This window comes from Pseudomonas sp. NPDC090233 (assembly GCF_044772285.1).
Taxonomy (GTDB): domain Bacteria; phylum Pseudomonadota; class Gammaproteobacteria; order Pseudomonadales; family Pseudomonadaceae; genus Aquipseudomonas.
The window spans coordinates 772338-797341 of record NZ_JBIVYQ010000002.1 but is presented as its reverse complement, the minus strand read 5'-3'; the positions used below and the strand labels follow the sequence as shown (position 1 = coordinate 797341).

The window sequence follows — 25004 nt, the reverse complement described above, 5'->3', positions numbered from 1 at the left end:
GCACCCTGTCGTGGTTCAGGCGGGATCAGAATTTGGCGCGCAGCGCCAGGTTGAAGTTGCGTGGCTCGCCGTAGAAGTTCCAGTAGTTGGTGTTACCCAGGGTCTGGTAGTACTTCTTGTTGAACACGTTGTCCAGGTTGTACTGCACTTCGAGATTCTTGTTGATCTCGTAGATCGCATGCAGGTTGGTCAGGTGATAGGCGTCTTGCTGGATCTTGTAATCCTCACCCACTTCGGTCTGGGTCATCTTGCTCTGGGCATAGAAGCTGCCGCCGACGCGCAGGTGGTTGAGTGCGCCAGGCAGGCGGTAGTCGGTGGCAACCTTGAACAGATGACGCGGCGAAGCGCCGTTGAAATCGTCGCCTTTCTGCTGGCCGCCGATGTACTTGGACTGGGTGTAGGTGTAGCCGGCAGACAGGTTCCAGTCCGGCAGCAGCTCGCCGTTCAGCTCAAGCTCGATGCCCTTGTTGCGGACCTTGTCAGAGGCGCGGTAGCAGCCATCGGGGCAGTTGTCGGCCGTGACCAGTTCGGCGCGGCCGGTCTGGTCGGCCTGGAAGATGGCCATCGAGGTTTGCAGGCGCTTGTCGAAGAACTCACCCTTCAGGCCGAGCTCATAGTTGCTGCCAGTCATCGGCTTGAGGATGCCGCCGTCAGCCCCGCGTACATCCTGCGGTTTGAAGATTTCGGTGTAGCTGGCATAGGCGGTCCAGTTTTCGTTCAGGTCCTGGACCAGGCCGGCGTACGGGGTGATTTCGCCGCTTTTGGAGTAATGCTCTTTGTTGCGCGCGGACACCGCGTCGAGGGTGTCGTAGTCGACCCAGCTGATCCGGCTGCCAAGAATGAACTTGGTGCTGTCGGTCAGGCTGAAGCGGCTGGCGACGTAGACCCCTTTCTGTTGCTGGGTACGGTTGTACTGCCACATGTTGACGTTCAGGCCGGTCGGCTTGGGCGGGTCGAAGGCTGCGACATTGTTCATGTCGACCACGTAGCGATAGCCCGCATCGCGGCCACCGTGGTAGTCGAAGTCGTCCTTGCGCCAGTTGCCGCCGACGATCAGGTCATGCTGGCGCCCCAGCAACTGAAAGGGCCCGGTGAGGTAGCCATCGACGCTGGTCTGGGTGTCGTCGTAGTGGAACTGGCGAGGGTTGAGGGTGAACTGGTCGGTGCCGCCCGCCGGCCAGGTGTAGTTGCCCAGGAAGTCCGACTTGGCCCACATCTGGTTGACCGCAATCACCGATTTCCAGCCGTTGTCGAAGGTGTGCTGGATGTCGGCGAACACAGTGGTGTTGCGCTTGTCCAGTTTGTTCCAGTCGCCGGTCAGCGACGTGGAACGGGACAGCGGGTAGAACTCGCCGCTTTCGCGGGTTGGCAGGCCTGACCAGTCATAACCGGAGTTGCGCTCCTTCTGGTAGGTGAAGCCGAAGGTCATCATGGTCGACTCGCTCAGGTCGGCCTCGAGAATGCCGTAGAACAGCTGGTTTTCTTTCTGGGCAGTGTCCAGGTAGCTGTTGGCATTGTTGTACGAAATCACCGAGCGACCGCGCAGCGTTCCCGCCTCGTTCAGGGGCGAGGAAACATCCACCATGGTCTTGTAGTCGTCCCACGAGCCGACCGAGGTTTCGACCAGTGCCTGGGGCTCGGCGGTGGGGCGCTTGCGGATCAGGTTGATCGACGCCGAAGGGTTGCCGGCGCCTTCCATCAGGCCGGTGGCGCCGCGGACGATTTCCACGCGGTCGTAGATATCGGTGGTGGGCTTGGAGATGGCGTCCATCGAATAGGCATTGCTGATGTTGGTCGGCACGCCGTCGATTTGCAGGTTGTCGACCAGTTGGCCGCGCGCCTGGTACAGGGAGCGCTCACCGCCGTTCTTGACGATGGTGATGCCGGTGGCGTTCTGCATCACATCGTCGAGGTTTTTCATGTTCTGGTCATCCATGCGCTGGCGCGTGACCACGGTCACCGACTGCGGGGTCTCGCGCAGGGTCATGGGCAGCTTGGTGGCGGTGGACGAGCGACCGGTGGCATAGGAATGGGTGCCTTCGGTGGTATCTCCGAGGCTTGCGCCGCTGACGTTGGTCGGGGCCAGCTCCAGGTCGTTGCTGTTGCCTTTGCGCAGCAGAATGACCGGAGGATTGCCTTGCAGGGAGAAGCTCATGCCGGTGCCGGCGAGCAACTGGGCCAGGGCACGGGCTGGCTCGGCCCGTTGGCTGACTGCCTGGCTCGACAGGCCGCTGACGTCGTCGGGGTTGAACAGGATCTGCATGCCCGCCTGCTGGCCGAAACTTTGCAGCGCGCTGGCCAGTGGTTGGGCCGGGATGTCGAAGCGGGTCTCCTGGGCCTGCACCTGGGCGGCCACGGGCAGGGCCAGCAGCAACCCATAACGGGACAGAGGTTTGAGGCGCAAGGTGCAGCGCATGACGAGCGTGGAAAGGGTAAATGCTTTATCGGCGGATGACATTTCAGATGCTCAAGGTAAGTGATATCGGCAGATTTATGGTTGTTGATAAGAAGACGCATTTAGCGATGAATTCCGGAAAAGAAATTCATCGCTTTTTTTCTTCTCAGGCCGGTACGGGGGTCGAGCTCACCTTGCCGCTGTTCATCCTGACCAGTTGATCCGCCACATCGAAGTAGCGGTCGTCATGGGAGATGACGATGATGGTCTTGCCCAGGCGTTTCAAATCGGGCAGCAACTCGGTGTAGAAGATGCGACGGAACGTGGGGTCCTGGTCGGCCGCCCATTCGTCGAAGACCAGCACCGGGCGCTCCTCGAGCCAGGCATTGATCAGGGCCAGACGCTTGCGCTGGCCGGTGGACAGGTCGGTGGTGGTAAAGCTGCCATCGCGCACGCTGACCTTGTGGCCGATCTCCAGGCGCTGCAAGTAACGGTTGGCATCGTCAGGGATGTGCTGGTCACCTTCGACCACGTCATCGAACAGGTAATAGTCGGCAAAGATGGTGGTGAACAACTGGCGGTAATCATCACGGTTGTTCGGGCTGATGGTTTTGCCATTCAGGCGGATTTCACCTTGCTGGGGCGCGTACAGTCCCAACAGCAACTTGATCAGCGTGGTCTTGCCGCAACCGTTCTCACCGACGATGAAGATGATGTCGCCCTGCTCGATACGCAGGTTGACCGGGCCCAGGCTGAAGGGCGCGCTGCCTTCGACGGCAGGGAAGGCATAGCTGACGTCGACCAGTTCCAGGCTGTGCACGGCGTCGGCCTTGCTGGCGTTGGCATCGAGCAGCAAGTGCGGCTCTGGCGAGGAAAACTGCTCGGAGAGTTGGGCGATGCGGGCGAACGCAATCCTGGCCCGGCTGACGATCGGCAGTGTGCCGATCAGGTGCTCCAGCGGCCCTTTCATGTACAGCAGCACCAGCACGAAACCACTCATGACCGTTGCATCATTGTTCGGCCACAGCGACTGCAGGACCAGGGCGAGGCCGATGACCACGAAGAACAGCATGGAGCCGAAAGTCTTGGCGACCACGAAGGTGTTGATGGCCTTGATCTGCGTCTTGCAGATGAAATCGGCGGTGCCTTGCACACCTTCGCGGAACATGCGCTTGCGGCGTGGGCGATGGATGCGCAGCTCCTTGGCACCTTCGGCAATCGCGCTGTAGTTCTTCTGCAGGATGTCTTCGGCCTCGCGTGCGGCAGCGAAGCCGCGACCGCCGCTGGCCTGGGCGATGAATTGCGCGACGCTGCCGATGGCGATGGCTGCGAGCATCAAGAGGAACATCGGCCAGGACAGCATGGCCAGGTAACCCAGGCAGCCGAGGGTGACGGTCAGGGAAATGGCCAGAGGCGCGAAGGCGAAGGCGAAGTCGCTGATGGTATCGACGTCATGGGTCAGCACCGGGATCAGGCGGTGACTGCGGTAGCGCTCGATCTGTTCGATGGGCGCGGCCAGGGTTTTCTCGCCAAGCTCCTTGCGCAGTTTGGCGATGATGTGTTGGCCAACGTAGTTGGTGCCGATGTCGGAACTGATCGAGCAGGCCAGGGCCAGTGCGCAGAGGCCGGCGAACGCGGCGATGGCGCCACCGGTGATGTTGCCGTCGCTGTGCAGGGCGTTGTTGATGCTGGCGAGCAGGGCCGTGACGCTCAGGCCGCCGAGCATGCCCAGAACGATGGAGACAGTCACGATCACCCAGAAGGGTCTGAGCAGGGCGAAGAGTTCGCTGAGGGCGCTGCGGGATGGCTGTGTCATGGGGCAGGGGTCCGCTTGTGAAAAAGGCTTGGGCTCCCTGTAGAACGACTGGTGGCGGATGGAATTTAACCGGGCAGCGGCGGCGGATTCGCCGCGCTGCCGGGTTTACGCAACAGCTGGCGTTACAGTTCGCGCATTACACGAAAGCCGATCCAGTCGCCCCGTTCGCTGGGGTAGAGGTCGTTGCGGTTTCCGGAGCGCGAGAACACCGGGGCTTCGCCGTAGTCGTTGCCGCGGATGATCTGGAACTTGCAGTCCTGCTCCAGCCAGGGGCTGCCATCGGTCGGCGCACCGACATAATTGTCGTGCTTGCAGTCAGCAGTCCATTCGTAGACGTTGCCGTGCATGTCGTACACGCCGAACGCGTTGGCCGGGAAGCTGCCGACCGGCGCGGTATAGCTGTAGCCATCGGTTGGGCCGTAGGTGTTGGCATGCTGGGCGATGCTGTATTCCTTGCCTTCATCGAACGGGAATGGGAACGGCCCGCTGCTGCCCGCGCGGGCGGCGTACTCGCGGATCGATTCACTGGTCAGGCTGTACTGCTTGCCAGTTTTTTTCGACAGCCAGGCGACGTAGGCCTGCACTTCCTTGAAGTCCATGCACACCGCCGGATGACGGCTGGTGACCTTGAGGTTGCCGCCATAGGTCGGGCGGCCTCCCTGGGTAGCGGTGCCCGCCTGGCACAACCGGCCTGGTCGCTTGTCACCACTGGGCATCTTGTAGCCAGTGGCCTTGATGAAGGCATCCCATTCGCCAAAGGTGATCTGAAAGCGGCTGATGGCGAACGGCTTGGTGAACGTCACCTGGTGCAGTGGGCCTTCGTCTGCCTGGCGTCCCACTTCGTCATCCGGGGTGCCCATCATGTACGAGCCAGTGGGCAGCACGACCATCTCCGGGCAATCCTTTTCGCAGTCCTTGAAGACCGTACCCGGTTTGGCGGTGTCCGCCTGGACAGTCGCGCTGGTTGCCAGCAGCGCCAGGCATGTCAGGGAAGCGAAGGCGGACAGAGAGCGGCGAGGTACTGCGTAACGTTCAGTGCTCATGAGTGGTCTCGTTCAAAGGGAGAAAAACAGCCGTTACAGCTGGGCGTTCAGCAGGGTCATGAAGCGGTCGATCTGCGCTTCATCGTTGAGCAGCCCTGGGGCCGTACGGATCACCGGGCCGACATCGCGGTACACCGCGTCGACGATTGCCTTTTGCTGCAGCAGCGCGGCGGCAATCTTGTCGCTGTCGCGGTCTTTAACCCGGAAGAAGGTGAACCCGGCACTGAGTTCAGGCGCCAGTGGCGTTACCAGTTCGACCTGGCGGTGTTCGGCCAGGCGTTGCTTGAGGTAGCTGTTGAGCTGGTGAATGCGCGCTTGGACGTTGGCCTTGCCCAGCTGCAGGTGCAGTTTGAACGCTTCGTCCAGCGCCCAGCGGTGCTCGAAGCTGTGATAGCCGCCGGGTGTCAGGCTGGTGGCGAAGTCGGTGTCTTGCGAAAACGTCGGAATCAGCGGCGTCAGGTCTTTCACCTGCTCGCTGCGTGCGCAGACGATGCCGGTGCCGCGTGGGCCGAACAGCCATTTGTGGGTGCCGGCAATGAAATAGTCGCAGTTCATCTGCGGGAAGCTCAGGTCCTCCACGCCAAAACCATGGACCCCATCGACCACATACAGGATGCGGTCCGCGTCGTTGCGTTCACGGTTGTGCCGGTCGACCAGCGCACCGATCTCGGCCAGCGGCAGCTTGACACCACTGCCCGATTGCACCCAGGTCATGCCCAGTACACGGGTCTGTGGGCGGATGCTGCGATCGATGGTGCCGATAATCTCGTCGTTGCTGACCTTGGCCGGGTCCTTGAACAGGCGGATCTTGCGCACTTGGGTGCCCTGGCGCTGGGTACGGAAGTCGAGGATGGCCTCGGTGGCGGAATGCTCGTGCACCGTGGTGAGGATCTCCTGGTCCGCACGCACATGCAGGCCACCGTAGATGATCGAGAGGCCTTCGGTGGTGCTGCCGGTCAGCGCGATCTGTGCCGGTCGCGCCTGTAGGTACTTGCCGGCCCACTCGCGCACGCGCGCCTCGTGCTGCCAGGGCTGCTGGAGGTCCCAGTCCATTACCAGGCCGGGGTTGCGATCGAGTTCGGCGCGGTAGCGGTCGATGGCTTGCTGTACCGGCCTGGGGTGCGAAGTGATCAGGAAGTTGGACAGGTGCAGGTAGGCCGGGTCCTGGTTGAACAGCGTGCGCAATTGCCGCCATTGATCACTGGCGGTCGTTTCCTGGGAAGCGGCGGTGGCAAGCGCCTGGTCGAGGCCGCCACCCAGCGGCAGGGCGATGGCGAGGACGCTGGCTTGCTTGAGGAAGGTACGGCGGTCGCTCATGGTTGCGGTTACCGGGCAGAGGAAAGAGAGGGGCTCGCGGCTTTTTCCACCTGCGCCCAGACGCGCAGGAAGTTGCCGCCCCAAAGCTTGGCAATATCGGCCTCGGAATAGCCGCGCTGGATCAGTTCGGCGGTGACATTGCGCACCTGGCTGACGTCATCCCAGCCTTTCACGCCGCCGCCTTCGTTGAAGTCCGAGGCGATGCCGACGTGGTCGATGCCGATCTTGCGCACGGTGTAGTCGATGGCATCGCCCAGGTCCTTGAGGCTGGCCTTGGGTTCTTCATCGAGAATGGCGTAGAGCTGGCTGGCGTAGCTGCCGAAGCGCTGCTCGGGCCAGGCGGCGATGATCGGGTCACCCGGCATCAGGGCCATGGCCAGGTTGGGCAAAGGGGGCAGGTCGAACTTGGCACGCAGTGCATTGAGCTTGTCCTGGGTTTTCTGCGTCAGCGGTCGCAGGTAGCCCGAGAAGCCGACGATCTGTACCACGCCGCCGCTGTTCTTGATCAGCTGCAGCTCGCGGTCACTGAGGTTGCGCGGGATGTCGACCATGGCCTGGGGGGCCGAGTGCGAGGCCACGAATGGTGCGCGGCTGAGTGCGCTGACCTGCTCCAGGGCCAGGGTGGACATCTGCGAGACATCGATGATCACGCCCAGGTCGTTGAGCCGTTGCACGGCCTGTTTGCCGATCGGCGACAGGCCGCCAAGCGCATCGGGCGAGTCGTTGAAGAACGGCAGAGGCCGGGAGGAGTCGGCCCAGTCATTGTTGCCGATGTAGCTGAAACCGAACATGCGCATGCCACGTGCTGCCCACTTGTCCAGCAGGCTGAGGTCATGGCCCAGCGGGTAGGCATTGAGCATGCTGATGAAAATGGCGAACTTGCCTTCACCGTGCAGGCGCCGGAAGTCGTCGGGGGTGTAGGCGATGCCGACCTGGTTGGGGAAGTCACGGACCAGGCCGGAGATGATCTTGAACCGTACTTCCTGCTGGTTACGGGCCTCGTCGAGAAAGCCTGCGGTCGGGCGGTGCGGTGCATTGGCGCCGTTCCAGATTTCCGGCCAGCCGAAGATGGTCAGCGCTGCACCCGACAGGCGCCCCTTGGCCGCCTTGGCCAGGTCGAACTGGCCGTCGCCGTCCTTGTCGGCTTCCTGGCCATGGGTGCCGAAGTCCAGCGGCAGGGTGATGTGGCTGTCGAAGGAAATCAGCCGGTCCTGCAGGTCGTCGGCCTGTTTGATGACCTCGCGTGGGTAGCCGGGATTGGAATTGAACCAGTGGTCCCAGGCCAGCCAGCCGCCCGCCCCAAGTAGCAGGGCAAGGGGGGCGCCGATGTACAAGGTCTTCTTCCAGCGAGGTCGTGTCATGGCCATCTCGATACAGGTCCGCAAGTCCAGTGGGGGCTTTGGCTATCTGGGAGGGACGAGCAGCGCGTGCGGAAATTTACCGGTAGGCCGGTTGAGGTGCCCTGCCTGCGGCCTAAATTTCTCGCTTCAACATACGTCCTTGCTGGGATAAAGCCTGCTTCATGGCTGATACAGGTGGGGTAATGACGATTTCTCGACGAGGGTTCATGGCCGGTGTGGCCCTGGCGGGCGCTGCCCTGCCAGCGGCCTACTACGCACATGCCGAGCTGACCAAGGAACCGGAACCACCGGAAACGCCCGGCGAGGCCAGTGTTGAGCTGGCGGATACCGTCGGCCAGCGCCTGGCCAACCGCCTGCGCGGTATCTGGTCGCTGCGCCTGGAAGGCGCCGACGCAGGCCTGCCCGGGCTGGGGCAGCAAGGTTTGGAGTTGTTCATCGACATTGCCGCCCGAGGCCGTGGCGTGCGTGGCTGCCTGGATACGCCCGAGCGCCTGCGGGGTGAACAGCTGCCGCGCTACCGGGTGCTCGGTGACCTGGTGCATGAGCAACCCAACCGCCTCTACTGGCGCTTGCTGCCTGAAAACGGCGGCACGGCTTTCGAGATGGCGATCGTGGTCGATGAAGTCTGGGCCGGGTTCGGTAATGCCGGCAGTGACACCCTCAGTGGTCGGCTGATCCCCCTGGATCGCGCCTTGGCCTTGCCTGAGCAGGACAATCGCTTCGTCGCCACCAAGCAGCACTTCCCTGAAGCCCGCGAGCGCATTGGCTTCAACCCAGCGTTGCAGGCCTGGCTGATCTCGCCGGAACACCGGCTGTTCCACCAGTTGTGGCATGCCTCGCGGGACCAGTGGCACAAGCTTAGCGATGACAAACGCAAGGCCTTGCGTGGCCTCGGTTGGCAGCCCGGCCCGCGCGATCTGGAACGTGACGCACGTGGACGGCACAAGGACCGCAACGGCTCGGGTGAGGATTTCTTTTACATGCACCGGCACATGCTGGGCATGGCCCGCGCGCTGCAACCGTTGCCGTCGTGGCCGGCCTTCCCGTTGCCGCAGCCGGAGCTGGAGCGCGATCGCCAGGGCTTTGCTCGCTATTTCGATAACCACGATGGCTGCTCGGTGCCGCCGACGTGGCTGGCGCACGACGATGATGCCTTCACCGAATGGGTGGGAGGGATCAAGCGTGAGGAAACCTTCCAGGGCAACTTTGCCGTATGGGAGTCGCAGTACCGTGACCCCCGTTACCTGTCGCGCCTGACGTTGGGCCAGCTCGGTTCGGAGATGGAGCTGGGCCTGCACGACTGGCTGCACATGCGCTGGGCTTCGGTGCCGCGTGACCCGTCCAACGGTGCGCCGGTCCCGCTGGCGCGGGAACTGGATGACTTCGCGCCACGCTGGTACGCCGCCGAGAACGATTTCCTGGGCGATCCATTCTCGTCCCATGTGCATCCGGTGTTCTGGCGCTTCCATGGCTGGATAGATGACCGCGTGGAAGACTGGTTCGCCGCCCATGAACGGTTCCATCCTGGCGAGGTGAGCCGGCTGCAGGTCAATGGTGTGCCCTGGTTTGCGCCGGGGCGCTGGGTCGAAGTGGCTGACCCCTGGCTGGGGCCGGACACCCATGGCTGCAGCAGCGTGCCGGGCGTGCGCCCGGGCAAGTCGGTGGAGATGGATGTCGAAACCATGAAACTGGCGTTGCGGATCATCTTTGGCGAGGACGAAGGCAAGCTGGCCGGGCTCATGCGCCAGGTGCCGAAGCGGCCGTGGTATGCCCGGCATCTGACCCTAAAGGGCATGCCGGCCTGATCAGGCCGGCCGTTATCAGCGGGCGGCGCCAGGCCGCCCGAGCACGCGTCATTCGATCCGCCAACCCCCACCCAACGCCTTGTACAGCGCCACGCTGCCCTGCAGCCGCGCCAGCGTCAGCTGTGCTTGCTGGTCCTGGGCCTGATACAAGGTGCGCTGGGTTTCAAGCACGCTGAGCAACGTCTCCGCTCCCGCGGCATAGCGCCGTTGCGCCAGGTCGAAGGCCAGTCGCGCCTGCGCCACCTCTTCATCCTGCCATTGCCGCTGGCGGTCGACCCCGTGGATGGCATTGAGGGCCTTCTCGACGTCGGCGAAGCCGGCCAGGATGCTGCTGCGATACACCTCCAGCAACTCTTCTTGCTCGGCCACCGCCAATGCGCGGGCGGCCTTCAGGCGGCCATTGTTGAAGACGGGCGTGACCAGGCCGGCGGTGAGGGTGTAGAACGGGCTGTCGAGGATCCTGGCGAAGGATTCGGCACCACTGCCCAGGTCTGCACCGAGTACCAGTTTGGGCAGCAGCGCCGCCCTGGCCACCTGGACATTGGCGCTGGCGGCCGCCAAGCGGGCTTCGGCGGCGGCGATGTCGGGGCGACGGGTGAGCAGGGTGCTCGGTACGCCCGCGCCGATGCCAGGCCACTGCAGCGCTTGGATAGGTTCGCTGATGGCCGGCAAGGCTTGCACGGGGTCGCCCAGCAGGGTCGCCAGTGTCACGCGGTTGTCTTGTAGCTGTTGCTCCAGCAGCGGCAGCTGCCGTTCCTGTGCGGCCACCAGGCTGCGCTGCTGCGCCAGTTCTACGCGGGTGGCCGACCCCGAGCGCTGTCGGGCCTCGACCAGGCCCAGCACATCGCGAGCGTTGCGCAGGTTGAGCCGGGCGATACGCAGTTGCTCCTGCTGGGCGAGGCTGCGCAAGTAGCTGTCGGCCACGGCGCTGAGCAAGGTCAGCTCCACCGTCTGGCGGTCGTAGCGGCTGGCATCGACACCAAACTCGGCGCTGTCCCGGGCGGCGCGAAGCCCGCCCCAGAAATCGACCTCGTAAGTCGCGCTCAAAGTGGCATCGAACGATGTGCTGGTCCGTTCGCTGCTGCTGGTGTCGAGCTGGTCGTTGCCCTCACCCCGCAGCAGGCGCTGGCGCGAGCCGTCCAGGCCGAATTGCAGTTCCGGCAGCAACGGCGCGCCGGCGATCACCGCACGGGCCTGGGCCTGGCGCACTCGCGCAGCGGCGGCAGCCAGGTCATGGGCATTGAGCTGCGCGCGCTCGATCAGGCGGTTCAGGGTTGGGCTGGCGAAGGCCTGCCACCACTGCGCGGGAGGCAAGGCGAGCGTCTGTTCGCCAGCCTCGTTCTGCCAGGCCGGTGGCGGCGCGATGCCGCTGTCGGGTGGCGGCGGCGTGCTGCAGGCGGCGAGGCACAGGCTCAGGGTCAACAGGCTGGTACGGCTTGGCAAGGTCATGGGTTATTCGCTGGTAAGGGCTTTGACCGGGTCGAGTCGCGCGGCCTTGCGGGCCGGCATGAAGCCGAATACGACACCGGTGACGACAGCGCAGGTGAAGGCGCCGAGGATGGCGGGCAAAGCAAAAGCGACCGCGACATTGGCGATCATCAAGCCGCCACCGATGCCCAGGGCCAGGAGAATGCCGGTCACGCCGCCGACCATCGACAGCATCACCGCTTCGCTGAGGAACTGGCGCAGGATGTCGCGCTGGCGCGCACCGGTGGCCATGCGAATGCCGATTTCGCGGGTACGTTCGCGCACGGTCATGAGCATGATGTTCATCACACCGATGCCACCCACCAGCAGCGAGATCGCGGCAATCGCACCGAGCATCAGCGACAGGCTGTTCTGCGTGCGTGCCTCGGCCTGAATCAGCGCCGCATCGTTGGTCAGCTCGAAATCTTGCTTGCCCTGATGGCGCTTGCGCATCAGCCGGTCGATCGCCGCTTCGGTGTCGGCGACCCGTGCCGAGTCGGCGGCGGCGATGATCACGTACTCGGGATCATGGCTGCCGAACAGGCGCATGGAGGCTGCGGAGTAGGGCACGACAATGCGTTCGTCGCTGTTCTGGTCGCCGGAGCTGGCGCCCTTGGCGGCAAGGATGCCGACCACCTGAAAGGGCACGTTGCCGATCAGCAGGTACTGGCCCAGGGCATTGCTGCCCGGGTCGAGCAGCTTGTCCCGAACCTTCTGGCCAATGACCGCCACCGCCGCGCCGCTGCGCTCGTCGGCTTCGCTGAAGAAGCTGCCTTCGACCACTGGCCAGTTGAGAATGTGAGGGAATTCGACGTTGTTGCCACCGACGTAGAATTTCTGGTTGTTGTTGCCATGGCGCACCATCACGTCGTCGCCTATCACCGGCATGATGCGTTTTACCTGAGGCAATTCGGCGATGGCCGCGACGTCATCGAGGGTGACGATGCCACCGGGTTCACGCAGCGTCGCCTGGCGCCCGTTGAGGTAGAGGATGTTCGAACCGAACGCCGCCATCTGGGCCATGACCTGGCGCTTGCTGCCTTCGCCCACCGCCAGCATGACCACCACCGAGGCAACCCCGATGACAATCCCGAGCAAAGTCAGCGCGGTGCGAAAACGGTTGATCCACATCACCCGCCAGGCCGCCTGCAGGGCTTCCAGGAGTTCGCCTTTCCAGGCCCCACGCGAGGTTGCGCCACGGTCCAGGCGCTGGCGCAGGTCGTCGGCCTGCAGGGCCTGAGCTGTCTGCTCGGGTGCCTGCTCGGCGGCAGAGTCGCTGATCATCAGGCCGTCGCGGATTTCCACCACCCGCCGCGCCCGGGCCGCCACTTCACGGTCGTGGGTGATCAGAATGATCACATGGCCTTGGCTGGCGAGCTCGTCCAGCAAGGTCATGACTTCGGCGCCGCTGTGGCTGTCCAGTGCGCCGGTCGGTTCGTCGGCGAGGATGATGTGGCCGCCGTTCATCAAGGCCCGGGCAATCGACACCCGCTGCTGCTGGCCGCCGGACAACTGATGCGGGCGGTTGCCGGTGCGGCTGGCCAGGCCCAGGCGCTCGAGCAGGGCGCTTGCGCGGGCGTGGCGCTCGGCGGCGGGTGTGCCGGCATAGATGGCCGGCATTTCCACGTTCTCCTGGGCCGAGCCCGAAGGTATCAGGTGGTAGCCCTGAAAGACGAAACCGAATGCTTCGCGGCGTAGCCAAGCCAGCTCGTCACTGTCCAGCTGGGCAACGTCCTTGCCGGCGAACAGGTAGTTGCCGGACGTCGGCCGGTCGAGGCAGCCGAGGATGTTCATCAAGGTTGATTTGCCTGAGCCCGAGGCGCCGACGATGGCGATGAATTCGCCAGGGTGGATGCGCAGGCTGATACCGCGAAGGACCTCGACCTTGGGCGTGTCGATGCCTCCGTAGGCTTTACGGATGTCGCGAAGTTCGATCAGGGGGATGGTCATTCAACCTCCGCTGGCCATAGGGGCGCCGATGACCAGGCGTTCGCCTTCGCTCAGGCCGTCGAGAATCTGCACGCGCAGGCGGTCGCTGAGGCCGGTGCGAACTTTTCGTTGTTCGATCTTGCCATCCTGGCTGAGCACCTGGGCCAGGCGCAGGTCCGTGACCTCGCTGTCGTCGAGCGCCGCCAGTGGCGCGGTCAGTACCTGGTTGGCTTGGCCGGCGACAAAGAACACCTGGGTGGTCATCTCTGCCATCAGGGCGCCGTCGGGATTGTCCACGTCCAGAAGCACGGTGTATTGGACCACCTGGCTGCCTGTGCTGCCGGCCGTGGCGCTGTTTGGGCTGCCGCCACCCTGGCTGGTCTGATCCAGTGGCTTGGGGGGGATGGGCAAGATCTGTCGAACCGTGCTGTTCCAGCGCCGCTTGCCACCGGCCAGGGTGGTGAAGTAGGCGGTCATACCGGGCTTGACCTTGCCGATGTCCGCCTCGGACACCTGGGCCCAAACGGTCATCGGCGAGAGCTTGGCGATCCGCAGGATCAGCGGCGTTTGCTGCTGGGCGTTGAGGGTCTGGCCTTCGCGTGCGTCCACGGCCACCACGGTGCCGTCCATGGGGGCGTAGATGCGCGTGTAACCCAGCTCTGCCTCGTCGCTGCGCAGGCTGGCTTGTGCCTGGCGGATCTGCGCCTGGTACATGTCGATACGGGCTTGCGTCACCTTCAGCTGGGCATCGGCGGTTTGCAGGTCTTCTTCGCGGGTGGCACCGGCGGCGGCGAGATCGCTTTGCCGGCGGTACTGCTGCTGCGCCAGACGGTACTGGGCACGTTGTTCGGCTAACTGGGCCTTGAGGTTGTCGATGGAAAACCGCCCGGCATCCAGCTTGGCCTGTTGCGTGGAGGGGTCGATTTCGACCAGCAGCTGGCCCTTGTGCACGACATCGCCAGCCTCCACATGCAGTTTGCGGATCTGCCCCGATGCCTGGGCGCCGACATCCACGTAACGTCTGGGTTGCAAGGTGCCGAGGGCGGTGACGCTGCTTTCTATGTCCGCGCGGGTGACCGCTACGGTACTGACCGGCACGCTGCCGAAGGGGAGGGATGTCCAGGCCAGCAGTGCACCCAGGGGGAGCAGGCACAGGCCGCCAAGGAGGACGCGGCGACGGGTGTTGGGTAAGCGTCTCATGCAGACTTCCAGCCAAAAGTGGTGGCCATGCGCAGCCTGATCAAGGCGCGCACGGAGGTCCCCGTTAGACGAGCTCAGGCGGGAGGGATTTAGTTAGGCAGGGGCTGGGGGAGCAGAGTTGCTGAGAATAATTATAATTTGTAAGATTCCACGTTGACATCATTCAGGCCCTGAAAAGGGTTGCCGGGCGACCTCAGGTGCCGTTTTGGAACATTACTATCGCGAATTGGTGAGTTTCCTCTGCACGCGCCTGGGCAGTCGACAGGCAGCGGAGGACGTCGCGCACGATGCCTATCTCAGGGTGTTGGAGCGCACTGACAGCCAGCACATCGAACACCCGCGCGCTTTTTTGTACCGCACAGCACTGAATCTGGTGGTTGACCGACACCGCCGTAATCGGGTGCGCCAGACCGAACAGCTGGACGGTCTGGAAGTCGATGCCAGTTGCTCAGGCCAGGAATTGCAGCAGGCATTTCAACTCGATCAGCGTCTGACCCTGATGCAAAGAGCGCTGGGGGAATTGAGCCCGGTCTGTCGAGACAGCTTCCTGCTACGCAAGCTCGATGGCCTTTCGCACCAGCAGATTGCCGAGCAACTGAGCATCTCCCGCAGCCTGGTGGAAAAGCACATCGTCAATGCCATGAAGCATTGCCGTGTGCGTATGCGGGAATGGGAATCCTGAAAAGCGGGTAAATTGCGGGTGAAAATTCTGTGTGCTGGCAACTTGATTTCCAAGTGTTTCACGACAACTATCTAGTTTGACCCCTCCAGGTGTTCAGCCCTGGTGGTTGCCTGTTGCTGGCGCAGTTTGGTCAGGGAGCGTGCCCTATCTACCTGACTGCCCAGGTCCGACCATGACCAACAAGACCCTGCGCATCCTGATTGCCGACGAGCATCCGTACCAGCGCTTGCAGCTGGAGAAACTGCTCAATGGCCTGGGCTATTACCGCATCGCCCCGGTGGAGAGCTTCGATGAGTTGCAGCGCCTGGTGCATTGCGCGCTGCAGCCGTTCAACCTGCTGGTGGGCAATATCGAGCTGGCCAGCCATGCCGGAGTCGACCTGGCGCGCTTTTGCCGGGTCAGCACGCAGATCCAGCATGCGCTGCTGTATCACTCTCGTAACCTGAAGGTGCCAGCGGTGCCGCAGACCGAGCGTCAGGCGGTGAACGTGAGCCTGCCGCAGGTGCCGGACAATGAGGCCCTGGAGGCTTTCATGGCGATCATCGATGCACCGATATTGATCGGCAAGCTGCCGTTGCCGCCGGGGCTTGCTGGTGGCGGGCCAGCGGCCTATCCGCGCAGGAACTTCGCCCACACGGTGTTCAACCGTTAGCGGGGGCGGGCGGGGCAAGGCGGCGAGTATTTGCTATCCTCCTGCCCTTTGCCGATTTGCGGACCCCTGCCATGACTGCCATCGATACCGCTCGCCCGCCCCGGTTCAGCCGTGGCGACCACCGGACCCTGGGCCTGGCGGCGTTGGGCGGCGCGTTGGAAATCTACGATTTCATCATCTTCGTGTTCTTTGCCCTGACCCTCAGCCAGCTGTTCTTCCCGCCGGAAATGCCCGAGTGGCTGCGTCTGCTGCAGAGCTTCGGCATCTTCGTCACCGGCTACCTGGCGCGGCCGCTGGGTGGCATCGTCATGGCGCACTTCGCCGATCACCTGGGGCGCAAGCGGGTATTCAGCCTGAGCATCCTGATGATGGCTTTGCCGTGCCTGTTGATCGGGGTGATGCCGACCTATGCCGACATCGGCTATGCCGCGCCGCTGATTCTGCTGGGGTTGCGCATTCTGCAGGGCGCCGCGGTCGGCGGTGAGGTGCCAAGCGCCTGGACCTTCGTTGCCGAGCACGCGCCGCAGGGGCGGCGCGGTTATGCCTTGGGCTTTCTGCAGGCAGGTTTGACCTTTGGTTACCTGCTGGGGGCGCTGACGGCAACGCTGTTGGCCCAGGTCTTCACCGCACAGGAAATTCTCGATTACGCCTGGCGCTACCCCTTCCTGCTGGGTGGCGTGTTTGGCGTGATCGGCGTATGGCTGCGCCGCTGGCTGAGCGAAACACCGGTGTTTTTGGCCTTGCGCGAACGCAAGGAGCAGCCGGTGGCGTTCCCGCTGCGGCGTGTGCTGGGCGAGCACCGCGGGGCGCTGATTCCAGCAGCGCTGTTGACCTGCGTGCTGACCTCGGCGGTGGTGGTGCTGGTGGTGATCACCCCGACGGTGATGCAGCAGCGCTTTGGCATGACCGCCGGGCACACCTTCGCCCTGAGCAGTGTGGGCATTGTCTTCCTGAATATCGGCTGCGTGCTGGCCGGCCTGCTGGTCGATCGCCTGGGCGCCTGGCGAGCGTTGATGATCTACAGCCTGTTGCTGCCGGTGGGGATTGGCGTGCTGTATGCCAGCCTGGTGGGGCAGTGGGGCATGACCTGGCTGGCCTATGCGCTGGCGGGGCTGTCGTGCGGAGTGGTGGGGGTGGTGCCGTCGGTGATGGTCGGGTTGTTCCCGGCCGAGATTCGTGTGTCGGGGATTTCCTTTACCTACAACGTGGCCTATGCGCTGTGGGCCAGCACCACGCCGCTGGCGCTGATCGCACTGATGCCGTGGAGCCCGTGGGTATGTGCAGGCTTCTGTTTGGTCATGGGCGCGGTCGGCTTGCTGACGGCGCTGTATTACGGGCGCCGGGAGCGTTTCTTTATCGCGCAATGCCAGGTGTCCTGATCCGACCGTTGCTGGCCTAGGCTTCATGCAACTTCATGAGAACCGCCCGACAGCTTGCCAGTATCGGCTTGGGTAGCGTGCAGGGTCCGACGAGTCGGACCCCATACCCATGTCAGAGGAAGCAAGCAGCATGTACGGATTTGAAGTGAAGTGGCAGGGGCGCGAGCAACTGCCGGAAATACCCTCAGACATGTTGTTCGCAGGTGTGCCGAGGGAATCAGGCGCTGAATCGGAGGTGATGACTCCAATGATCACGTGGGTGCACCACCGGGCCTACGTGTTCGATGATCGAATGCATCACCAGCATGCCTGGTTGGTGGTTTACGGTGATGGTCAGCATGTCACCGGCGGCATTCAGCTGACAGACTTTCGACACATTCATGACATCAAGGAATCGCCCAAGGGCATTGCCCTGGATCTGTATGACGCCAGTGGACGTTGGCTCGAAATCACTCACCTGCAACTTGAAAAATTGGTTGGCAGGGAGAGCCGCAAAGATGAGCTGGAGCGATTACCTGCAAATATTCCGTTCTGTCTGAGCAATGGGCATGATGTTCTGACGGTGGACGAGGGCGGCGTTCGGGTTGCCGTGGCGTCGGATGCGTTGGCGGCGCGGTGGCTGTTCAAGGACGGTCGGCTGACCCATATGGCCACGCGACAAATGCTTGGGCTCGGTATCCGGACCTTGCCTGTCGCCGAGGAGGCAGGACATTGGCACTTGTCGCCAGAGGGCGAACTCAGGTTCGGTGACGGTGCTCGCGTACTGGTTGCCGACCCGGCTAACGGGGAGGTCCGGCTGCAGTCTCATACCCCGTCGGCGGCGGGCACACGATGGCAGGTCCAATGGCCAGGCCAGGTCGCACCCAGCAAGACTTCCGGTTTGCTTGTCGAAAAACTGGATCTTTATGTATAGGTCGCCAATGACTACCAGGCGGGGACCAGCGACAAGATATCCTTCTCGATCAATGGCAGTAAGGCGCATCAGGATTTGGCCGAGAATTTCGAGCGCGGCTCAGGGTTGCATGTCACTGTTGATCTGAACCATCTGTTCCCCGGTCAAAGGGTGTTCGCGGACGATCTGCTCTGCGTCGAGTTGTATCAGGTATCTACCGATCACTATGGCCCGGCTTGGCGAATGAGCAAGCTGTATCTGGTAGTCAATCATTTCATGATCAATACCGTGTTGGGTGCTGAAAGCCCTTGGATGCTATCTGCCGAAGGGCCATGTTGGAGCAGCAAAGTGAACTGGCTCGACTGGCGGCATGAGGATAGCAGCACGCCGCTTGATTACGCGGGTTACACCTATCCGGTGCAGTGGTTACCGATGCTCGCGGATTGGTTGTCCTGGCGCAGCTATGATCCTGCAAGTATCGACGGCGTATGCCAACTGATCGGCGTTACCGGCGGCAAGATCCGGGCCTACGACCTGAAGAACAAAATCCCGGTCCACCTCAAACCCAATACAGCCAATGATGCCTATACCTGGGTCTACACGCCCCAGGGCAGCATTATCGTCAAACATTGGGACAAGGCCGCTTCGCGCGACCAGTACATTCGCCACAGCCAGCTGGGCGCGGGCAAGCCGGTGGTGTGCGCGGGCGAATTCACTATCCGTCCAGACACCTCCCATATGGCCGTGCAGGACATGCTGGGCATGATCAATGATGCTTCGGGGCACTACAAGCCGGATGGCGGCGCCTGCCTGGGGCATGTGCTCGAGCGGCTTGAGCAACTGGGGTTTGACACTTCCAACACGCAAGTACTTACCCGAGACGGGGCCCTGGATCGAGTGCAATTGAGTAAAGCGCCGCCAGCGGCCTGAACGGACACCCTGCACTTGCAAAAAAAAGCCCCCAGGCTTGCAGGCTGGGGGCTTCTTTGCCAGAGGCAGGCGTTACATGTTCGGGTAGTTCGGCCCGCCGGCGCCTTCAGGGGTGACCCAGGTGATGTTCTGGGCTGGGTCCTTGATGTCGCAGGTCTTGCAGTGCACGCAGTTCTGCGCGTTGATCTGGAAGCGCTTGTTGCCATCTTCCTGGGTGACCACTTCGTACACGCCGGCCGGGCAGTAACGCTGCGCCGGTTCGTCGTACAGCGGCAGATTGCTGGCGATCGGAATGTTCGGGTCGGTCAGCTTCAGGTGGCAGGGTTGTTCCTCCTCGTGGTTGGTGCTGGAGAGGAATACCGAGCTGAGCTTGTCAAAGCTGAGCTTGCCGTCCGGTTTCGGGTAGTCGATTTTTTTCGAATCGGCCGCGAGCTTGAGGCAGGCGTAGTCCGGCTTGGTGTCGTGCAGGGTGAACGGCAGCTTGCCGCCGAACCAGTTCTGGTCGACATAGTTGAACGCGCCACCGAGCAGCGGGCCGAACTTGTGCAGCGCCGGGCCGAAGTTGCGGCTGGCGAACAGTTCTTCATGCAGCCAGCTGGCCTTGAACGCTTCTACATAGGTGTTGAGTGCGTCGCCGCCTTCACTGCCGGCGATCAGCGCGTCAGCCACGGCCTCGGCCGCGAGCATCCCGGATTTCATCGCCGTGTGGCTGCCCTTGATCTTGGAGAAGTTCAGGGTACCCAGGTCGCAACCGATCAGTGCGCCGCCATTGAACACCATCTTCGGCAGCGAATTCAGGCCGCCCTTGCAGATGGCGCGGGCGCCGTAGCTGATGCGCTTGCCGCCTTCGAGATACTGCTTCATCACCGGGTGGTGCTTGAGGCGCTGGAATTCGTCGAACGGCGACAGGTACGGGTTGGCGTAGGACAGGTCGACGATCAGGCCGACCACCACCTGGTTGTTTTCCAGGTGATAGAGGAACGAGCCACCGGTGTTGTCGGCGCTCACCACGTCCAGCGGCCAGCCAGCGGTGTGCACCACCAGGCCTTGCTCGTGTTTGGACGGGTCGATTTCCCAGATTTCTTTCAGGCCGATACCGTAGTGCTGGACATCGGACTCGCTGTCGAGGTTGAAGCGCTTGATCAGCTGCTTGCCGATATGGCCGCGGCAGCCCTCGGCGAACAGGGTGTACTTGGCGCGCAGTTCCATGCCCGGGGTGTACAGGCCGTCTTTCGGATTGCCTTCGCGGTCGACACCCAGGTCACCGGTGACGATGCCGCGCACCACGCCGTTGTCGTCGAACAACGCTTCCTGGGCGGCGAAGCCTGGGTAGATTTCCACGCCGAGGTTCTCGGCCTGCTGGGCCAGCCAGCGGCACAGGTTGCCCAGCGAGATGATGTAGTTACCGTGGTTGTGCATGGTCTTGGGCACGAACAGGTCTGGGACCTTGGTCGAGCTGCCAGCATCCTTGAGCACGTAGATATCGTCGCGCTTCACTTCGGTGTTCAGCGGTGCGCCGAGTTCTTTCCAGTCGGGGAACAGCTCTTTCAGGGCGCGCGGTTCGAACACCGCACCGGAGAGGATGTGGGCGCCGACTTCGGAGCCTTTCTCGACCACGCAGACGCTGATCTCGCTACCGGCTTCGGCGGCCTTCTGCTTCAGGCGGCAGGCGGCTGACAGGCCCGCCGGGCCAGCGCCGACGATGACCACGTCGAATTCCATGTATTCGCGTTCCACTGGTTCTCTCCTACTCATCAAGGCTCGTGCTGTTGCTAGGTCTTATGGGTGTGGGGTGATCATGCGCACCGCGCTTCACGGGAGCGGAGCTGTAGCAGCGCAGAGGATGGACTACACCGTTTTGTCTTGGCCGCGCATTATATCTACACCACTTGGCGGGTCCAATACAAACGTTTGTTTGAATTTGCCGCAGGCCAGTAAAATCACAGGAACGCGGCTGGAGGGTGACCGATTTGCCGTATTGACCGGATGGGGTGATGCGGTCAAGATACGAGCGGTTTTACGTTCGCCGTAGGCTTGCAGCCGGGCGCAGGTACACCTCTAAAAACCAGGTGTGGAGCAGGGTTTTGCGGCTTTTGGCCAGTTTGTAGTGGAGTTTACACGCCACGACAGAAAATGACCCGTGAGTAATTGCCGCAACGGTCGTGACAGGACTGTTCGGTCACGCTGAAGTTTACGCCTCCCAGTACGTTTTTAGAGGTGCCCTTGTACCCACGCGCATCGCAGGGCTCAGCCCCAGGCGACTATCTATTCACCGGAGAGTAACGAGGAATCCATGAAGGTTCTTGTAGCTGTCAAACGAGTGGTCGACTACAACGTCAAGGTTCGCGTGAAAGCGGACAACTCCGGCGTCGACCTTGCAAACGTCAAGATGTCCATGAACCCCTTCTGCGAAATCGCCGTGGAAGAGGCCGTACGCCTGAAAGAAAAGGGCGTAGCGAGCGAGATCGTGGTCGTTTCCGTTGGCCCGACCACCGCCCAGGAGCAGCTGCGTACCGCGCTGGCTCTGGGTGCCGATCGTGCCATCCTGGTCGAAGCCGCCGATGAGCTGAACTCCCTGGCTGTGGCCAAGGCGCTCAAGGCCGTTGTCGATAAAGAGCAGCCGCAACTGGTGATTCTCGGCAAGCAGGCCATCGACAGTGACAACAACCAGACCGGCCAGATGCTGGCCGCGCTGACCGGCTACGCCCAAGGCACCTTCGCCTCCAAGGTCGAAGTCGCTGGCGACAAGCTGAACGTCACCCGTGAAATCGATGGCGGCCTGCAGACCGTTGCCCTGAACCTGCCGGCCATCGTCACCACCGACCTGCGCCTGAACGAGCCACGCTACGCGTCGCTGCCGAACATCATGAAGGCCAAGAAGAAGCCGCTGGAGACCCTTACTCCAGACGCGCTGGGCGTTTCCCTCGCTTCCACCAACAAAACCCTGAAAGTCGAAGCGCCTGCTGCCCGCAGCGCCGGCATCAAGGTCAAATCGGTGGCCGAACTGGTCGAGAAGCTGAAGAACGAAGCGAAGGTAATCTAAATGACTATCCTGGTTGTCGCTGAATACGAGAACGGTGCCGTTGCCCCGGCCACCCTGAACACTGTTGCCGCTGCCGCCAAGATCGGTGGTGATGTGCACGTGCTGGTCGCAGGCCAGAACGTCGGTGGCGTTGCAGAATCCGCCGCCAAGATCGCTGGCGTGGCCAAGGTGCTGGTTGCCGATAACGCCGCCTACGCCCACGTTCTGCCAGAGAACGTCGCGCCGCTGATCGTCGAGCTGGCCAAGGGCTACAGCCACGTGCTGGCCCCGGCCACCACCAACGGCAAGAACGTCCTGCCACGGGTTGCCGCGCTGCTGGACGTCGACCAGATCTCCGAGATCATCTCGGTCGAATCCGCCGACACCTTCAAGCGCCCGATCTACGCCGGTAACGCCATTGCCACCGTGCAATCGAGCGCTGCAGTCAAGGTCATCACCGTGCGGACCACCGGCTTCGACGCTGTCGCTGCCGAAGGTGGCTCGGCTGCCGTCGAAGCGGTGGGTGCTGCGCACAACGCCGGTATCTCCGCCTTCGTCGGTGAAGAACTGGCCAAGTCCGACCGCCCAGAGCTGACCGCTGCCAAGATCGTCGTTTCCGGCGGCCGTGGCATGGGCAATGGTGACAACTTCAAGCACCTGTACAGCCTGGCCGACAAGCTCGGCGCCGCCGTCGGTGCTTCGCGCGCCGCAGTCGACGCAGGCTTCGTGCCCAACGACATGCAGGTCGGCCAGACCGGCAAGATTGTCGCGCCGCAGCTGTACATCGCCGTCGGTATCTCCGGCGCGATCCAGCACCTGGCCGGCATGAAAGACTCCAAGGTGATCGTTGCGATCAACAAGGATGAAGAAGCGCCGATCTTCCAGGTAGCCGACTACGGCCTGGTCGCCGACCTGTTCGAAGCGGTTCCGGAGCTGGAAAAGCTGGTCTGATCCGGCTGCTTCACTTATAAAGAAGCCCGGCCCTTGTCATGAGGGCCGGGTTTTTTTATGCGGGCAAGGAGTGAAGGATGGCGTTTCGCAAAGCAGGCAAGGTGCTGGCATGCACGGTGGCGATGCTGTCGCCGCTGGCGATGGCTGCTGGCAAGTGTGAGCGCCTGGTGGCGACCGGCAGCCCGGATGCGCCGCCCTATTCCTGGCAGGACCCGAAAGACCCAAAACACCTGGTCGGTGCCAACGTCGACCTGTTGCGCCAGGTGGCCAGTGAATTGGGCGTCAAGGTCGAAGTGCTGAATGCTGGTCGGCGCGATCAGGCGTTGGAAGAGGTGCGCAGCGGGCGTATGGACCTGCTGCTCGATACGCCGATGCAGGTTGAGCAGTTGACCGCGCTGGACTACATTCACCCGCCCTTGCAGCTCAACGAATACCTCGTGTGGACTCGTCATGACGCCCAAGTGGAGTTCGACGGCCCGGCCGACCTGGCCAATTACCGGGGCAGCCTCTCGGAGCGCGCCCGGTTGACCCCAGCCTTCAGCGCCTTCGCCAAAAGCCAGCTGAAGCTGGAGCCAGCGCAGAATCTCACCCAGGCCTTCCAGAAACTGGTGCTGGGCCAGGTCGATTACGTCCTGGCTGGGCGTTACTCGGGCATGGCCATGACCCAAAGCCTGGGCATGAGCAATGACCTTATCGCGCGTGGCCTGCCGGTGGACCGGCCAGGCCTGTACCTGGCCGTCTCCCACAACTCAGCATGCAATGACAGCTGGTTGCGTGGGCAACTGGCAAAAAAGCTGACAGAATTGCCGATCTCCGGTGCGTCCGAAGCCGTGCTGCAACGTAACGTCGAGCGCTGGAAAGCGCAGATGCACGTGCAAGCGGACGCCCCCAAACAGTAGGAAGAGTGCGTGAGAACCCAATCACTGATCCTTGCCGTGGCCATGCTCGGCCTGGCTGGCTGCGCCAATGATCCGGCGCCCAATGAGCAGATGCGTATTTCCGAGCAGGCGCTGGAACAAGCCAAGGCAGTCGGCGCCACCGACCAGGTCGAAGAACTGAAGATGGCCGAAGACAAGCTCGCCCGGGCCAAGACCAACATGCTCACCGAAGATTACCGCGACGCGCGCATGCGCGCCGAGCAGGCCGAGCTGGATGCGCGCCTGGCCGAAGCGCGGGTGTTGAACCAGAAGAGTGACGAGCAGCTTGATGCGTTGCAGTCGCGGGTCAAGCGCTTGCGCAAGCAGCTGGAGGTGCAGCCATGATGCGCTTCAAGCCCATGGCCGCATTGGCGCTCCTGGCGCTCGCTGCCGGCCTGCAGGGTTGCGCCAGCCAGCGCAGCGAGGCGGCGCTGGACGATGCCGCGACCGCCTTCCAGAAGGTCAAGGATGATTCCGACGTACTGCGCAGCGCGCCGCGTGATGTGATCCGTGCCGGTGAATCGCTGGCCCGCGCCGAGCGCTTGTCCAGTTACATTGGCACCGGCAGCGACGTACGCCACTACGCTTATCTGAGCCAGCGCTACAGCGAGATTGCCGGTGAACACGCCAAATTGGCACTGAACCAGGAGCGCATCGCCAAGCTCGATCTCGAGCGCCAGCGCCTGCAGCTGGCCTTGCGCGAGGCCAAGCTGGCCAGCGTGCAACAACAGGGCAAGTGGGTCGAAACGCAAATCGCTGCGCTGGCCTCGGAGCAGGCTGACCGGGGCCTGGTCATGACCTTGGGTGATGTGCTGTTCGACACGGGCCGTGCGGACCTTAAGAATTCGGCCAGCCGCACCGTGCTCAAACTGGTGCAGTTCCTCCAGCTCAACCCGCGACGCATCGTGCGGATCGAGGGTTATGCCGACAATACCGGCGCGCCGGAGGATAACCTCAAGCTGTCGCGGGACCGGGCGCAGGCGGTGGCCGACATGCTGGTCGATCTCGGTATCAACGAGAAGCGCCTGCAGGTCGAAGGCTATGGCGACCAGTATCCGATCGAGGCCAATGCCTCGGAGCGGGGTAGGGCACAGAACCGTCGTGTGGAAATCGTCTTTTCCGACGACAAGGGTAAGCTCGCGCCAGCGCGCTGACCGTTGATGACAATATGGGATCGCATTGCGGTCCCATTTTTTTGCCGAACGGTGAAGGGTTAATCGTTTAGACAGATGCCACGCAACTGTAA

The 25004-nt window shown here is 62.7% G+C and carries 20 protein-coding genes; 11 read left to right on the top strand and 9 right to left on the bottom strand.

The features are described from left to right. Nucleotides 1-25 precede the first annotated feature (25 nt). The 5 genes from ACIQUF_RS08030 to pvdM all read right to left on the bottom strand — a co-directional run bounded on the left by ACIQUF_RS08030 (nt 26) and on the right by pvdM (nt 7932). Nucleotides 26-2404 (bottom strand): TonB-dependent siderophore receptor, encoded by a 2379-nt coding sequence (locus ACIQUF_RS08030; protein WP_403130265.1) that lies wholly within the window; start codon nt 2402-2404, stop codon nt 26-28. A 157-nt stretch (nt 2405-2561) separates the two neighbouring features. Continuing rightward, on the bottom strand, nt 2562-4211 hold the full coding sequence (locus tag ACIQUF_RS08025; protein WP_403130262.1) for a cyclic peptide export ABC transporter: 1650 nt from the start codon (nt 4209-4211) through the stop codon (nt 2562-2564). Between the two features lie 122 nt (nt 4212-4333). Then, on the bottom strand, nt 4334-5254 hold the full coding sequence (locus ACIQUF_RS08020; protein ID WP_403130259.1) for a formylglycine-generating enzyme family protein: 921 nt from the start codon (nt 5252-5254) through the stop codon (nt 4334-4336). 33 nt (nt 5255-5287) lie between these two features. Further along, a complete protein-coding gene (locus ACIQUF_RS08015; RefSeq protein WP_403130256.1) occupies nt 5288-6571 on the bottom strand; it encodes an aminotransferase class V-fold PLP-dependent enzyme in 1284 nt (427 codons plus the stop codon). Nucleotides 6572-6579: 8 nt separating this feature from the next. Next, nucleotides 6580-7932, bottom strand: a complete 1353-nt coding sequence (pvdM, locus tag ACIQUF_RS08010; protein ID WP_403130253.1) for a pyoverdine-tailoring dipeptidase-like protein PvdM — start codon at nt 7930-7932, stop codon at nt 6580-6582. A gap of 182 nt (nt 7933-8114) precedes the next feature. Here pvdM and ACIQUF_RS08005 point away from each other — a divergent pair, with 182 nt between their 5' ends. Next, complete coding sequence (locus ACIQUF_RS08005) at nt 8115-9737, top strand: twin-arginine translocation signal domain-containing protein (RefSeq protein ID WP_403130250.1); 1623 nt, start codon at nt 8115-8117, stop codon at nt 9735-9737. A 48-nt stretch (nt 9738-9785) separates the two neighbouring features. On the opposite strand, the gene ACIQUF_RS08000 is transcribed toward ACIQUF_RS08005, so the two are convergent. The 3 genes from ACIQUF_RS08000 to ACIQUF_RS07990 are packed head-to-tail and all read right to left on the bottom strand — an operon-like array spanning nt 9786 to nt 14333. Beyond that, on the bottom strand, nt 9786-11186 hold the full coding sequence (locus ACIQUF_RS08000; RefSeq protein ID WP_403130248.1) for an efflux transporter outer membrane subunit: 1401 nt from the start codon (nt 11184-11186) through the stop codon (nt 9786-9788). A 3-nt stretch (nt 11187-11189) separates the two neighbouring features. Then, nucleotides 11190-13154 carry a MacB family efflux pump subunit gene (locus ACIQUF_RS07995; protein WP_403130245.1) on the bottom strand — a complete coding sequence of 655 codons (1965 nt, stop codon included), beginning with the start codon at nt 13152-13154 and terminating at the stop codon, nt 11190-11192. Beyond that, a complete protein-coding gene (locus ACIQUF_RS07990) occupies nt 13155-14333 on the bottom strand; it encodes an efflux RND transporter periplasmic adaptor subunit (RefSeq protein ID WP_403130243.1) in 1179 nt (392 codons plus the stop codon). It lies immediately after the preceding gene. Between the two features lie 205 nt (nt 14334-14538). Here ACIQUF_RS07990 and ACIQUF_RS07985 point away from each other — a divergent pair, with 205 nt between their 5' ends. The 5 genes from ACIQUF_RS07985 (at nt 14539) to ACIQUF_RS07965 (ending at nt 18868) form a co-directional block, all read left to right on the top strand. Next, a complete protein-coding gene (locus ACIQUF_RS07985) occupies nt 14539-15015 on the top strand; it encodes a sigma-70 family RNA polymerase sigma factor (protein WP_403130240.1) in 477 nt (158 codons plus the stop codon). A 172-nt stretch (nt 15016-15187) separates the two neighbouring features. Next, nucleotides 15188-15667: a histidine kinase gene (locus ACIQUF_RS07980; protein ID WP_403130238.1), complete on the top strand. Its 480-nt coding sequence runs from the start codon at nt 15188-15190 to the stop codon at nt 15665-15667. A 71-nt stretch (nt 15668-15738) separates the two neighbouring features. Continuing rightward, nucleotides 15739-17046, top strand: a complete 1308-nt coding sequence (locus ACIQUF_RS07975) for an MFS transporter (RefSeq protein ID WP_403130237.1) — start codon at nt 15739-15741, stop codon at nt 17044-17046. A gap of 130 nt (nt 17047-17176) precedes the next feature. Further along, nucleotides 17177-17959, top strand: coding sequence for a hypothetical protein (locus ACIQUF_RS07970; protein WP_403130236.1), 783 nt, complete (start codon nt 17177-17179; stop codon nt 17957-17959). Between the two features lie 75 nt (nt 17960-18034). Further along, nucleotides 18035-18868 (top strand): hypothetical protein, encoded by an 834-nt coding sequence (locus tag ACIQUF_RS07965; RefSeq protein ID WP_403130235.1) that lies wholly within the window; start codon nt 18035-18037, stop codon nt 18866-18868. A 72-nt stretch (nt 18869-18940) separates the two neighbouring features. Here the strand turns inward: ACIQUF_RS07965 and ACIQUF_RS07960 are convergent, their stop codons facing one another. Beyond that, nucleotides 18941-20623 (bottom strand): electron transfer flavoprotein-ubiquinone oxidoreductase, encoded by a 1683-nt coding sequence (locus ACIQUF_RS07960; RefSeq protein ID WP_403130234.1) that lies wholly within the window; start codon nt 20621-20623, stop codon nt 18941-18943. Nucleotides 20624-21161: 538 nt separating this feature from the next. Between ACIQUF_RS07960 and ACIQUF_RS07955 the strand changes: the two genes are divergently transcribed. The 5 genes from ACIQUF_RS07955 to ACIQUF_RS07935 all read left to right on the top strand — a co-directional run bounded on the left by ACIQUF_RS07955 (nt 21162) and on the right by ACIQUF_RS07935 (nt 24912). Continuing rightward, nucleotides 21162-21911 carry an electron transfer flavoprotein subunit beta/FixA family protein gene (locus ACIQUF_RS07955; protein ID WP_012315360.1) on the top strand — a complete coding sequence of 250 codons (750 nt, stop codon included), beginning with the start codon at nt 21162-21164 and terminating at the stop codon, nt 21909-21911. Next, complete coding sequence (locus ACIQUF_RS07950) at nt 21912-22841, top strand: electron transfer flavoprotein subunit alpha/FixB family protein (RefSeq protein ID WP_403130232.1); 930 nt, start codon at nt 21912-21914, stop codon at nt 22839-22841. It abuts the gene before it with no gap. Between the two features lie 77 nt (nt 22842-22918). Beyond that, entirely contained in the window at nt 22919-23740 is an 822-nt protein-coding gene (locus ACIQUF_RS07945; protein WP_403130229.1) for a substrate-binding periplasmic protein, read from the top strand. A gap of 9 nt (nt 23741-23749) precedes the next feature. After that, nucleotides 23750-24103, top strand: coding sequence for a DUF4398 domain-containing protein (locus ACIQUF_RS07940; RefSeq protein ID WP_403130226.1), 354 nt, complete (start codon nt 23750-23752; stop codon nt 24101-24103). Then, on the top strand, nt 24100-24912 hold the full coding sequence (locus ACIQUF_RS07935) for an OmpA family protein (protein WP_403130223.1): 813 nt from the start codon (nt 24100-24102) through the stop codon (nt 24910-24912). The genes ACIQUF_RS07940 and ACIQUF_RS07935 overlap by 4 nt, the downstream gene beginning before the upstream one ends. The last annotated feature ends 92 nt before the right edge of the window (nt 24913-25004 follow it).

Coding starts and splice junctions, on each gene's coding strand:
- ACIQUF_RS08025 (WP_403130262.1), bottom strand. CDS start 4,211: ATGACACAGCCATCCCGCAGCGCCCTCAGCGAACTCTTCGCCCTGCTC.
- ACIQUF_RS08020 (WP_403130259.1), bottom strand. CDS start 5,254: ATGAGCACTGAACGTTACGCAGTACCTCGCCGCTCTCTGTCCGCCTTC.
- ACIQUF_RS08015 (WP_403130256.1), bottom strand. CDS start 6,571: ATGAGCGACCGCCGTACCTTCCTCAAGCAAGCCAGCGTCCTCGCCATC.
- pvdM (WP_403130253.1), bottom strand. CDS start 7,932: ATGACACGACCTCGCTGGAAGAAGACCTTGTACATCGGCGCCCCCCTT.
- ACIQUF_RS08005 (WP_403130250.1), top strand. CDS start 8,115: ATGACGATTTCTCGACGAGGGTTCATGGCCGGTGTGGCCCTGGCGGGC.
- ACIQUF_RS08000 (WP_403130248.1), bottom strand. CDS start 11,186: ATGACCTTGCCAAGCCGTACCAGCCTGTTGACCCTGAGCCTGTGCCTC.
- ACIQUF_RS07995 (WP_403130245.1), bottom strand. CDS start 13,154: ATGACCATCCCCCTGATCGAACTTCGCGACATCCGTAAAGCCTACGGA.
- ACIQUF_RS07990 (WP_403130243.1), bottom strand. CDS start 14,333: ATGAGACGCTTACCCAACACCCGTCGCCGCGTCCTCCTTGGCGGCCTG.
- ACIQUF_RS07980 (WP_403130238.1), top strand. CDS start 15,188: ATGACCAACAAGACCCTGCGCATCCTGATTGCCGACGAGCATCCGTAC.
- ACIQUF_RS07975 (WP_403130237.1), top strand. CDS start 15,739: ATGACTGCCATCGATACCGCTCGCCCGCCCCGGTTCAGCCGTGGCGAC.
- ACIQUF_RS07970 (WP_403130236.1), top strand. CDS start 17,177: ATGTACGGATTTGAAGTGAAGTGGCAGGGGCGCGAGCAACTGCCGGAA.
- ACIQUF_RS07960 (WP_403130234.1), bottom strand. CDS start 20,623: ATGAGTAGGAGAGAACCAGTGGAACGCGAATACATGGAATTCGACGTG.
- ACIQUF_RS07955 (WP_012315360.1), top strand. CDS start 21,162: ATGAAGGTTCTTGTAGCTGTCAAACGAGTGGTCGACTACAACGTCAAG.
- ACIQUF_RS07950 (WP_403130232.1), top strand. CDS start 21,912: ATGACTATCCTGGTTGTCGCTGAATACGAGAACGGTGCCGTTGCCCCG.
- ACIQUF_RS07945 (WP_403130229.1), top strand. CDS start 22,919: ATGGCGTTTCGCAAAGCAGGCAAGGTGCTGGCATGCACGGTGGCGATG.
- ACIQUF_RS07935 (WP_403130223.1), top strand. CDS start 24,100: ATGATGCGCTTCAAGCCCATGGCCGCATTGGCGCTCCTGGCGCTCGCT.